The organism is Pseudanabaena sp. UWO310 (assembly GCF_006861605.1).
Classification (GTDB): Bacteria; Cyanobacteriota; Cyanobacteriia; order Pseudanabaenales; family Pseudanabaenaceae; genus Pseudanabaena.
In genome coordinates, this window is the sequence record NZ_SELU01000039.1 from 39,805 (window position 1) to 52,392 (window position 12,588).

Genomic DNA, 12,588 nt, shown 5'->3' on the forward strand with positions numbered 1-12,588 from the left:
CTGATAATTGGCAGTCCTAAAAAGGAAAGAATTTATATGGTAAGGATGGGCGGCGCGAAGCGCCGCCCATCCTTACCTATTTAGCACTACCAATTTATACCAAATCACAAAATGGCGTAGCCATTTTGTGATTTTAAAACCCTTATTGGGTTTGGTTTTTAATTCCCAAAAGTGTAGCCACACTTTTGGGAATAGGTATTATATAGCTGCCGTCAACTGTATCAAGTCATAACTCACGTTTACTAAAAGAGGGCTGAGCAGCCCTCTTTTAGTAAACGTGAGTTCGGGATAATTTGAAACGGGCTTTGAGAAAGGGTTTGCGCAGCAAACCCTTTCTCAAAGCGCAAGAGTAAAAGCCTTGCTTAGCAAGGCTTTTACTCTTGCGCTTTTAAAAGCTAATTATCACTACTTCGCGCCACATTTTTTTATAGAGCACAGTGATAGCAAGATATTGCCTATATTTATGGCTTTAAGCCCAAGAAGAAATCGGCTTGGAAGCGATCGCTAGTTTCGGAATATACAAAAACCGCACCTCCTAATCTATCGATCGTTTTTTGGAGTAGTTCTGGTAAAACCTTTTTTGTGGATTGATCGGGGCTTGATGTTTCAGATTGGGGAGATTCGGGATTGGGTGAAGCCTCAAGTTCACTGAAATAGGCAATAGAGAATAAAGCGATTTGCTTAGCGATCGCATTGGCATTGAGATAAAAATAGCCAAAGTTGGGCTTGGGCATATCGGTGATCGCATCTCGAAACATTTCCGAATCCGCAAGGGCAGGCTTGGGCGTGGGAATAAAATCCGCAACGGTTTGATAACCGATTGTGAGGATTAGAGTCTGGGGATCGCGCCACCCATAGGCAAAGGCACTTTGTGTTTTCCCAACTTCGCGATCGTCAGGAAACTCCAGACTAGTCAACAAAGTCGTACCAATCTGACGTTTTTTGACTTGGGCAATGTTTTTGGGAACTAAAAAGTTATTAAAGTACTTAGTTACTTTGCCCAATGTCTTATTAACAGCATCGGGCTTAGATGTACGGATGAGCATTCCCGCTGCGATATCACTGCCAAATTCTTTAAATGGAGAGCGATCGCTGGGGAATATCGTAACGGCATATTCTCCATCCATCAAGGCAATGATATCTTTCTCAATGTCTAGATCTAAATTAGGATCAGCAATCGAAGAAGAGAGCATTCGCAATCCATCCACAAGGATCTTATAGGAAGGCTGTTTTTTGGACTCTTCCACAAACCATTGCCATTGGCGACTGAAATTGCGACTGGTAATTGCGCCATAGATATTTGAGGGCAAGTAGGACAGTAGCCGATCGCTAGTTCCATTATCCTTAGGTACAGGGGGACGCACCTCCGCAAAATAACTATTACTTTGACTGCGTACTCCCTTAGGATCGAGCCATGTAAACAGATCGAAACTGCTGTACTGTCCGAGGGTGTATTGCAAACCTTGCAGATATTCGGAACGGCTTAATCCCGGAACCTCTGAAGTCTCAGGCAGATCCGCCGCTAAGATTTCGGCAATCTGCCCCAAACCTTTAAAATCTCCATAGCCAGCTAGCAGGGAGCGATCCCATAGCGGATGATTGAGCGATCGCAAAAAGAGTGGGTTCTCCGCCAAGGAGGGCAAAGTCTGCTCGGAATTGACCGCAGACAGATCGACCATCTTCTGAATAGCTTGGCGATCCGTTGCGATCACAGCAACTCCACTGGGCAGTTGGGCGATCGCCAATCGTTGCAACCTGAAGTCAAAAAAACCAGGAATAATTGGCTCATTGTCTCCAGAATTAGGAGGATAATCGTCTTTATTTTGGAGATCTTTATTCTTGAGATGCGCATTCTGGAGATCGGCATTCTGGAGCTCTGAAGCTTTATCCTGTAGATGCGATAAAAGATATTTTCGTGAATTTAACCTTTGCGAAAGCACAGGCTTCCTATCACCAAACTTCTCCTCCTCAAATTGCCACTCTAAGATTTTGACATTTTGATATTGGATTTCAGTTGGTTTCGGTAAGTTGAGCTTCTTTAATTTTTGCAAGAAAAGCTCGAATTTTTGGCTATCAGCGATCGGTGCAAGCGCCACAAACGATAATTCGCTATCGCCACCATTGCCCCATAGGGAAATCGCTAATTCATTACCTAACCAAGGCTGGACATCCTTAGTAATAGAAAAACCCGAAGACAGGGTTATAAAGCTCAGTAATTTATCAAGAGCTAAAACGGGTGATACGGAAGAAGAGCCTAAAACTTGCCAAGAGGAGCGATCAATATCAAGTATCAAAAAGCCGATCGCATCAGAGGGAATTTGTTTAGCAAGATTGAGGGAGCGCCGCGCAAATTGATTGGAGCCTGAATTCTGAAGAATCGCTTTGGGCTGAGCCGCAATTATATTCAGCTTTGAGCTTGGGCTGGGAACTGGTAACTCATTAAGCGTATTGGCGATCGCAGGAGTAGATAGGCTACCGACATTGACCGCGAGAATCGTAGCTGCAAACAAACTCCTCACTGAATAAAACCTCTCTGAAATTGATGACAAGACTTAGCGATGAGAACGGACTAGCAAAAACGACAATTCCCACAACACATAGTATCGCCCATTCTTGCTATACCAAATTAAGAAATGGCGTAGCCATTTCTTAATTTGGTATATTCACTGATGTTACGTGGAACGAATATCGCCCTCACCCCCCAGCCCCCCTCTCCCATTATGGGAGAGGGGGAGTAAGACTAATTTCTGGTTCCCCTCTCCCATAATGGGAGAGGGGCTAGGGGTGAGGGTCTTGTAAGCTTCCACGTAAGACCAGTTTTAAGTACATCAGAATAGTTAAATAATAAAACGAGAGTCTACGCTGCCCGCTGCGCGGGCAGCGCAGACTCTCGTTTTGGTTTTTAATTATGCGTAACTGCTTAATTGATATTACAGTTCGCAATTTTAGCCAAAAGCGCGGCATACTGAGCCTGAAACTCCTTTGCTTTAGAATCCTTAGATTGATGCCATGCTGCTAACCAAAGAGGAGTAGGGAAATGTCCCTCAGGAGGCGATTGCGGTGAAGTAGCATTGGAAGCAATCCAAGTTCCATTCTGTCGCCATCCCACGCGATCGCTAAAGGTTTGCCAGCCCTTCATCGCCTTGTCTTCCTCAATCACCGCACCAAAGATCTTACTTACCTCGTCGGCGGAGGTATTATCAGGCTTGCTACTAATAACTTTAGTGGGAATGGTGGTATCCACCTTTTCTACCAAGCTTGCAGGTATTAATTGCAGCAATTGTGAGGAAGCCTTGACTTGATCGATTTTCTGAGCCAGCACCTGTTCTTGAGCTTGCTTGATTTCTTTAATTAGAGTCGGTGCAAGCGTACGAAATTGATTATTGGGATTCGCAACGGCAATGCGTACCGATTCCATTAAAGCTGACCAAGGAGATAGACCAAAGCGATCGCCAATTTCCTGTAACTGAGTACAGATCGATTCCAAGTTCTGGCGACTGCGAGGACTATCAGGCTGCTTAAACAGCTCCAGCATATTCCGTAATTTGAGTGGAACCTCAGCCTGAAAAGCCGTCAGCATTGCTTTTGTATCGATCTTAGGCGTTTTGCTTCCCGACTTAATCGCACTCTTAGGCTGGCTCTCAGTGGGTTTACCAGAGATCAGGTTTTGGAGATGGGCTTTAAGATTTGCAAAAATTTGATCGGAGCCAGCCATGACTCCATCCACCGCATCTTTAGTCAAACCATAGGGGCTTTGGAGATGTTCGACTAACTCTTGCAATTTATCAAAAGCTTGAAGAAAAAGCGTTTGGAGATCCTGATCGACCTTAAAATTGGTGTTTTCGCGGATGACCTTAAAATAATCTTCAAAGTTATGGGCAACATGTTGAATGCTGCTAAATCCCAGCATTGCGGCTCCCCCCTTAATTGAATGAGCCGCACGAAATATTTCATTTACGGCTTCAGCATCTCCCATCAGTGTTTGCAAATTCAGCAGTCCTGATTCGATAGTTTGGAGATGTTCCTTGGCTTCCTCAATAAAGTAGCCTGTAATCTGCTTTTGCTTGTCCTGATCCATGATGCTGACTGACCCCTTCAAGTATGGATTGTGTATGGATTGTGTATGGATTGTATGAATTGATGAATGATAAAATGTCTATTTATCAGGAAAAGCACTGTAAAGCCCCAACATTACCTAACCTGCAAATATCATCCTAGAAACACCTCAAAAGTATCTCCAGAATATCCTAGAAGTTTCTAGAAATCTTTATCCCAGAATTTATCCCAGAATTGATGACATATAAACCTGATTTTGGGCGCTAAATCCATAGCGTCCTTGACTATGCTGCTGCCAAAGCTTGTCAATGATTTGCAGATCATCACAGGAGATTTGCTTAATTTCCTCAGATGTCAACACCGAACCAATATTCTTACGCGCCGCATGACACATCACATTCCATGTCTCTTGGTTTGCTTCTTGCCACTTACCACCAGCTAACAAAGCACGCAGCTTAGTATAGTCGACCCCCGTACTAGAGGTAAGAGATTGCGTTGGTATAGTATTGTTAGGACTGGCGATCGCCGCAGCACTACTTACACGCCGAAATCGCAAAGTCATTGCCCCATTGCTTTGTCCATCACCTAATAAAATTGCCTCACCCGTATCCGTGAGCTTCAGTGAAATTTCGACCTCATCTAGAGCTAATCCATTGGCATGACTTGAAGAACTGTCGGTTGCGAGTTGCTGCACTAGATTCGCAAGTCTTTGGATACTGTCTTTAATCTTAGTGGTGCTAATCGATTTTACCGACACACCTTTGGGGCGATCGCCATTTGCTACAAATTCAATTAGTATTTCTTCGCTATCCATGACATCCTTTTTGGGCTATTTGCCAGATATTTAGACAATCTATGCGTAAATTTTAAGAGGAAACCGCCTCAGAACTATGTATATCTGACTCTCTGTTTAAATTATTGTTTGAAGCGCTATCTAGGCTATTACTTAGAGCATTGTTTAAATTACTTACATTATTTACATTGTTTGCATTTAGATTATTGTCTTTATCATTGCTCTTGTCATTAGCATTATTGCTAGATCCATTACTAGATCCATTGCTAGATCCATTACTAGATCCATTATTTACAGTATTACTGTGAACGGTTGCAATAGTTACGGTTGGCTTAGTCGCTGTAATTCTAGCAGCGATCGCTCGTTTTGTTAGAGCAGTATTATAGGCTGTCGTAATTGCTAAACGATCAACCATACCAATTACGCGCTTAGGTTGGTGGCGATCGACTACGGGCATTTGTCGTAGATCTCTCGTTGCCATACGTTTCAATGCTTCGGCAAGCGATTCATCGGCAAAGGTATAGAGCACTTCTTTAGTACAAATATTCTGTACGGTCATTTCTTCAAGGGGGCGATCAACCACGGTGTTAGATAAAAGCCGTTTGATATCTTGAGTGGTAAGGATACCTTGTAGATGGTTAATGTCATCAAGAACTAAGGCGCTATGGTGATAGCCACTAGTAATAAATTGGGCGGCTTGTAGTAACGGCATCGAATATTTAACCGATGCGGGATTGAGGGTCATTACCTCAGCAATTTTAATTTTTTCCAGCACCTCAATATCGGCGGGCAGGTCTGACCATTGCATCATCATCCGATCGGCTTTAGATGTATCGAGTTGATCAAGTACCCAAGCACAGAGTCCCACCGCTGCCATGAGCGGCAAGACAATGCGATAGTCGCGGGTCATTTCAAATAGTAGTAATACGGATGTCAGAGGAGCGCGAACCGTTCCTGCCAAGACTGCCGCCATACCGACTAGAGCATAGGCAGGAGAAGCCGCAATCGGAATCGATGCGGGTAAAAAGCTAGCGATCGCCTGTCCGTACAAACTACCCAATACAGCTCCTAAGAAGATAGAAGGCGCAAATATTCCGCCGACAAAACCACTAGCAGAGCTGATAGCCGTTAGTACGAGTTTGATCGCCAACAGCATCGCCAGTAGAGGAATGGTGAATGGGGTATCTTGCAAGATTGATTCCACCGTCTCATACCCAATACCGATCGCCTCAGGAAAGGTCAAGGCAATAATGCCGACACATAAGCCCCCAATTAATAATTTGATCGGCATCGGCAGCTTTTGCATGAAGGGAGCGATCTTCCATTGCCCTGCAAAAAACTTCTTTGCCAGCTTAATCGCACGGGTAAACATTAACGCAACGGCACTGGCTAGTACCCCCAAGCCAAGATAGAGCGGCAACTCCCAATAGCTGCGTACTTCATAGACAGGCAAACTAAAAGCGGGTCTTTCCCCCAGACTGATCTGGGAAACCAGAGCCGAAATTACCGAAGCAATAACTACAACACTAACATCAGAGTTCGGGCTGGATTTATTGGTGCGATAGGAATCGCGGAGTAAGACCTCTAGGGCAAAAAATACACCTGCGATCGGTGCGTTAAACCCAGCCGCTAAACCCGCCGCGCCCCCTGCACCGATCAGTAACCTAATCCTTTCGCTAGAAAATTGCATCATTTGACCGAGCAAAGAGCCAATATTGCTGCCTAGCTCCACACTTGGTCCCTCAGGTCCCAGCGAAGCTCCTGCCCCAAGAGAAAGCGCTGCTGCTACCGTTTTTAGCGGAACCTGTGAATAGGATAATGCTAATTCTCGGCTAGAAGTACTAGCTTCATCTCGATCTAACTTGAAGCGCAAAATGCTAACTACTACGGCTCCTATCATCGGGATGAAAACAATGCCCCAATGCCACTTGGCAATAAAAGCTAAGGCTAGTTCATGCCAATAAAATTCTTGGGCGATTAAAATCAGCTTGCGAAATAGGGTTACCCCAGTCCCACTGATTACGCCAACAGCGATCGCCGAAATAAGCATAACCGTCTCCGCAGATGGCTGAAGACGGTTTAATACGGTCACCAATAGGCGGGAAAGCGACATGGTGGAGAACTCGTGGAGAGTAGGATATAAAACTAGCGTCAATGCCCGATTAAAACAAGCAATTAAAACAAGCAATTAAAACGAGCGATTAATTAAGGTTAATTAAATAGCTATTGACCGAGGCATAACTCCAGTCAATAGCTATTTAATCATTCTAAAGTTTCGGAGTCGTCGTTTGCCTCAGAAAATTCTGCTAAAGCTGATTCTGAGTTAGCCTCAGTGGTATTGGATGGATCGCGATCGCCTTCCGAATTTACTACCGCAACTAAGTCAATTTGCTGGCGATAGTAATCTACGCCCTTGACCTGCACCTCTACGCGATCGCCCAGACAATATTGGCGACCACTGCGGCGACCGACTAGCAAAGTCGAAGCCCTCGCACGACCTTTACCATTAATCAAGGGGAACTCATACCAATCATCCTTAAGAGAACTGACATGCACTAACCCTTCCACTAATAGCGATTCGATCTCCACAAAGAAACCATAGGACTGGACGCTGGTAATAATGCCGAAGAAGTTACCACCCGTGTGCGATCGCATAAACTCCGCCTTACGCAATCCATCGAGATCAGCGATCGAACGGTGATATAGAGCGTCAGCTTGATTAAGTTTCGGTACGACGGCTTCCAAGTCTTCAATTAATTGGCGTTCGGTTTCAGGAGGCAGCACACTCCAATTGACTTGACCGTGGGAGCTAGAACTACGCAGGTTCACCCCATCCTTAATCCTGATGCTACGACGATCTCGCCCTTCTTCAAACACGGTATGTAAAATGCGTTGAATCAGTAGATCGCCATAGTGGTTTTGAGGAAACACACCATGCACATAGGGTTGGTCGATTAAGCCCAGACCAAAATGCATAGCAGGCTTAAGCACATACTCATTGGTCTTAAACATCGACAGCAACAAATATTTGAGAATGTCGCGAGTTGCTTCCTGTTCGAGCTGGTTTACCTGTCCCAAAATCCGATGCAGATCGGCAATTTGGAGCTGTTCAGGATTTTCCAACTTTGAGGCAATCCCTATGCTCTCCAAGAGCTTAGTCCAATCATCGACCTTGCCTTGATCGGGGGGGATTTGGTGCAGATAGATTGAAGGAACGGCAAGGGAATGTAGGTGGGAGGCGATCGCTTTATTTGCAAGGATCATTACCTCCATTACCGAACCCGAAATCTGTAAAGTCAAAGGAATCACCGTTAAGCCCCTGACTCCCTCATCCGCTTCTTGAGAGGGAATTTGGGGCAAAACTAGTCTGATCGCATTGGACTGATTTTGCAGTAGCGTTCCCACCTTAGCAATCAAATGCACCAGTTCTTCTACCTCAGTATCAATCTCTTGACTGGGGGCATCTTCATCAACAGCCACCTTCCCATCAAGAATCTGCTGTGCTCTTTGATAGCTCAAGTTAGCCCGCACTAGTACGGCGGAAGGCTGGATCTCAAAGGAAAGCATATTGCCATCGCGATCTAACTTAATCAACACTGACATCGTTAGATATTCAGGTTGATTAAATACATTCATTTCAGGCAACATCGGCAAAACCGTGTCTCCAAGGAAAAATGAGCGCAACCGCTTCTGTGCTTCTAAATCCAACGGCGAGCCTGAGGCAACATAGGTCGCGACATCGGGGATATGCACGCCTAATTCCCAGCCCGTTTCCACTTCAGCGATCGAGATCGCAGCAGCATTACCAATTCTCACCGTCAGGGTTTTGCGCAAGTCAAGACGATGCTTGAGATCTGCCTTTCTAACCCCACGAGGTAAGCTTGCGGCGGCGGTTAAAGCTTTCGCACTAAATCTGCGGGGTAGATTATGTTTGCAGCAGACCAGATCGATATCGTTAGTTGATTCCGCATCATCGCCCAAGATTTGCAAAATCCGACCCAAAGGCAAATGATTGCCTAAAGAAAACCGCACCATTTCCAGATGCACCAGTTTCCCCACCGCTACACTCAGATCGGGCGTTTCTTCGTCTGGGACTAATTCCACTTCAAACAGCAGCCGATCATCAAGGGGTAAGGCTCGATAGCTATCGTCGGTAAACTTTACGGTTGAGAGTAAAGTAGGATTTGAGCGTTCGAGGATCAAGCGGACTTCACCCTCAGGCGATCGCCGTCGCACACCATCCTTAGTTACCCTCACCAAAACGCGATCGCCATTCCAAGCATTGCTCAGACGACTTTCTCTGACATAGATATCTTCAGCACCCTCAACATCTTGAATTGCGAAGCAAAAGCCTTTACTAGAACAACGTAAACGACCTTCAACCAAACCCTCTTCGTGAATGCGTCGGTATCGACCCTTGTCTTTTTCAAGGACACCAATTTTTTCGAGAGCATCAAGAGCAACTTGGAGTCGACGCACGCTTTTGCTGTCATCACCAATCCCAAGTTTTTTTTCAATCGCTTTGGGTGTAACTAGTTTGTCATCAGAGAAATTGTCTAACAGTTGATTAATCGAGAATTCCATGAGGCGAAGATCAAGCGATTGTTTAAGGTGAGCAAATTAAATCGAACGAGGGGGGTAACAAAATAGCAACCTACGAACATAAGCCACAGTAGGGAGAGCCAAACAGCAATCAATATCACAAACCAACGAAAGCTAAAGTTTCGATGATTATCACGGAAAACAACTTCTATAGGTTCGACTTATCAAAACGAAACCAAAGAGGTTGATTTATCTTTTTAGAGGCGATCCAGATAGCGCTGCGATATCATTACAGAACAAGAAAAATGGGATAGCGAAAAAATATGGATCGAAACGCATATTTTTTGGTTGCCCCGTTTTTATGATGCATTCCCAAAGAAATTTCAACGATTTCGGTAGGGTTTTAGCTCTCTTTTGCCATGATTACAGGGCTTAGACGGCTTAAGGATTTGCAAAGTTAGCTTGTATAGTGTTCCCCTGCTGTTTATATTTTAGCCCAATTGCTCCAGCAAATATTTTGGATATTAATTATTTTTTTACTTCAGAAATCGTAAGGGACTTGCGAGAGAAATAAGATACCAATCCAGATTTGCCAGAATCGTTGGCGCGGCTCCGCCGCGCCAACGATTCTGGTTTTATATTTGGTACTTCATTAAATCGCAAGTCCCTAACTGGCGATAAGAGCTCTCATAAGTAGTTCAGCATAAGTAAACTTATAGCTACAGTCACTTGAATTAGGACAAATCAAACCCCAATAATTGACTGGCGGCGCGAAGCGCCGCCAGTCAATTATTGGGGTTTATGTCCTAGTACATTTGGCGATAGCTATAAAAGCAATCTCATAATAAATTACCAAGGTAAATTGCCAAGGTAAACTATTAGGGATTGTCAGAAGATCGAGGTCATGACTATAACTGCTGTCCAATTAATGTCCAAAATCGTAATCATTGGCGAAAAAAATAGGGCTTCAGCTAATCTCGATCAACTCGATCAAGCATAGTCAGCCCGCCATCTCTGATTCCCAAAATTATCACATCCCCGTCTTTTTTAGGAATTAGCTTTTTCTATTTATTTTGGTATTCATTACAGTTATTTGCGATTATTTGCGATCGCAAAAAAACATAATCAAGGTAAGGTTGAATTGTAAATACATGAACAATGTATCGATTAACACTTAACTTTTTGCTGCTATTATTGCTACATTAAATTAAGACAGGTGTTAAGACTGTTATTTTGTGAGGAACGGTAATCTAAATGTCTAAGTTTTCCAAGAAAAATTACAGCGTAGTCATATCGGCCGCTGTTGCTGCATCCGCCCTCATCAGTGGTGGAGCTAATGCTCAAGCTTCTCAAAACTCTGAAGTAATCCGCTCAGTAAGTACCGATAGCTTGGCACGTCCTAATGCGATCGCTCAAAATGTTACTTCAGTATCTCAACTTAGCGATGTTCGCCCTACCGATTGGGCTTTCACCGCATTGCAATCCTTGGTAGAGCGCTACGGTTGTATCGCTGGTTACCCTGATCGCACATTCCGTGGCAAACAAGCAACTAGCCGTTATGAATTTGCTGCTGGTTTGAATGCTTGCTTGGACAAGATTAACGAAATCATCTCCGCAGGTTTGGCTGACAAGGTTAGCAAGCAAGATCTCGCCACCCTTCAAAAGCTTCAAGAAGAATTTGCTGCTGAACTTGCAACTCTTCGCGGTCGTGTAGATGCCCTCGATGCAAAAACCGCTAAGCTCGAAGCTCAGCAATTCTCCACCACCACCAAACTACGTGGAGAAGCAATCTTCGGTCTTGCTTCTGGAACCGACGGCGTTTCTTCAACTGGCGTTAGCAGCACAAACACAACTTTCAGCTACCGCGTTCGTCTCAATCTAGACACCAGCTTCACTGGCAAGGATTTATTAAGAACCCGTTTGCAAGCTAGCAACACTTCTAACTACAATGCACTGGCAAATAGCAACAGTACTCGCCTATCCTTTGATGGATATGGATTTACTGGCAGCTCTGCGAATAACTTTGAAATCAATCGCTTGTATTACAAGTTCCCCGTTGGCGATCAATTCACTGCTTACATCGCCCCCATCGGTGCTGTAGAAGATGTCATCAATCCTCTTAATCCTCTTGAGAGTGATAGCCAAGGCACTATTTCTCGTTTCGGTCGTTTCAATCCATTGATCCGCATTGCTTCTAGTGGTGGTGCTTCAGGGCTAGCAGTAGCTGGTTTTGACTGGAACTTTAGCAAGAGTGCTAGTTTACAAGTTGCTTACAGCGCTTCTAATGCTGCTGCTGCTTCTGGTCAAGGTGGCATCTCTGGTGGAGATACCAAGATTGTTGCTCAGTTGGTAGCAAAGCCTTCTGATGCGCTTACTCTCGGTATTGGTTATGCTCGTGCCTATACAGTTGGTAATACCCTTAGCTCTAGTCTAAACGCTGACTCTCTAGGTGGAGTAAGTGCTCCTGGCGTAAGTGGAATCAACTCAGATACCGTTGCAGGTAGCTTGATTTGGGATATCACCAAGAAGTTCACATTCAACACTTGGGGCGCTTACACCTTTGCTAACTCCACGGGTACAACCACCGCTGGTACTACCTTTACTAGCTGGTTAGCTGCGCTTTCCTTGAAAGATATCTTTAGTGAAGGCGACCTTGCTGCTCTCTCCTTCGGTCAGCCTTTGCTCAGAACCAGCGTCACTGGATCTGCTCAAGGTAGTGCCAGCACTCCTTACCAGTTGGAAGCCTTCTATCGTTTCCGTGTTTCTAAGAATATCAGCATCACTCCTGGTGTATTCTTTGTATTCAACCAAGGTAGCGATAGTGCTAACGGAACTGCTACCGTTGGTGTAATCCGTACCACCTTCTCGTTCTAAAAATTTATTTGCTAGAACAAACTAAACCTAATAGTTTTTTGCTTATCTAATAACATTTAGTTAGCCTAAAACTTTCTAAAAAGAGGAGACATTACAGGTCTCCTCTTTTTATTTATAGCGATCGCCACTCGCGTTAAAAAAATCAAAACCCAAGAAGAGAATTGCAGCGCAAAGCGCTGCAATTCTCTTCTTGGGTTTTATACCAATTTACGAAAGTGTGACAACACTTTTATGAATTGGTATAAAAACAGTAAGGGACTTGCGATTTAATGAAGTACCAAATATAAAACCAGAATCGGTGGCGCGGCTCCGCCGCGCCACCG

The 12,588-nt window shown here is 44.5% G+C and carries 6 protein-coding genes; 1 reads left to right on the top strand and 5 read right to left on the bottom strand.

Annotated elements, in window-relative coordinates:
- Positions 1-461: 461 nt before the first annotated feature.
- The 5 genes from PseudUWO310_RS13970 to PseudUWO310_RS13990 all read right to left on the bottom strand — a co-directional run bounded on the left by PseudUWO310_RS13970 (position 462) and on the right by PseudUWO310_RS13990 (position 9,433).
- On the bottom strand, positions 462-2,519 hold the full coding sequence (locus tag PseudUWO310_RS13970; protein WP_190316029.1) for a DUF3352 domain-containing protein: 2,058 nt from the start codon (positions 2,517-2,519) through the stop codon (positions 462-464).
- Between the two features lie 401 nt (positions 2,520-2,920).
- The gene (locus tag PseudUWO310_RS13975) at positions 2,921-4,078 is read right to left on the bottom strand and encodes an Hpt domain-containing protein (protein WP_142602265.1); all 1,158 of its coding nucleotides are present in this window, start codon (positions 4,076-4,078) and stop codon (positions 2,921-2,923) included.
- A gap of 201 nt (positions 4,079-4,279) precedes the next feature.
- A complete protein-coding gene (locus tag PseudUWO310_RS13980; protein ID WP_142602267.1) occupies positions 4,280-4,870 on the bottom strand; it encodes a GUN4 domain-containing protein in 591 nt (196 codons plus the stop codon).
- A gap of 52 nt (positions 4,871-4,922) precedes the next feature.
- On the bottom strand, positions 4,923-6,962 hold the full coding sequence (locus PseudUWO310_RS13985) for a chloride channel protein (protein WP_142602269.1): 2,040 nt from the start codon (positions 6,960-6,962) through the stop codon (positions 4,923-4,925).
- A 149-nt stretch (positions 6,963-7,111) separates the two neighbouring features.
- Complete coding sequence (locus tag PseudUWO310_RS13990; protein WP_142602271.1) at positions 7,112-9,433, bottom strand: ribonuclease R family protein; 2,322 nt, start codon at positions 9,431-9,433, stop codon at positions 7,112-7,114.
- 1,212 nt (positions 9,434-10,645) lie between these two features.
- Here PseudUWO310_RS13990 and PseudUWO310_RS13995 point away from each other — a divergent pair.
- Positions 10,646-12,265 carry an iron uptake porin gene (locus PseudUWO310_RS13995; protein WP_142602273.1) on the top strand — a complete coding sequence of 540 codons (1,620 nt, stop codon included), beginning with the start codon at positions 10,646-10,648 and terminating at the stop codon, positions 12,263-12,265.
- Positions 12,266-12,588 lie beyond the last annotated feature (323 nt).

Excerpts from the sequence above, each read along its gene's own strand:
- PseudUWO310_RS13995 (WP_142602273.1), top strand. The coding sequence starts at position 10,646 with ATGTCTAAGTTTTCCAAGAAAAATTACAGCGTAGTCATATCGGCCGCT.
- PseudUWO310_RS13985 (WP_142602269.1), bottom strand. The coding sequence starts at position 6,962 with ATGTCGCTTTCCCGCCTATTGGTGACCGTATTAAACCGTCTTCAGCCA.
- PseudUWO310_RS13980 (WP_142602267.1), bottom strand. The coding sequence starts at position 4,870 with ATGGATAGCGAAGAAATACTAATTGAATTTGTAGCAAATGGCGATCGC.
- PseudUWO310_RS13990 (WP_142602271.1), bottom strand. The coding sequence starts at position 9,433 with ATGGAATTCTCGATTAATCAACTGTTAGACAATTTCTCTGATGACAAA.
- PseudUWO310_RS13975 (WP_142602265.1), bottom strand. The coding sequence starts at position 4,078 with ATGGATCAGGACAAGCAAAAGCAGATTACAGGCTACTTTATTGAGGAA.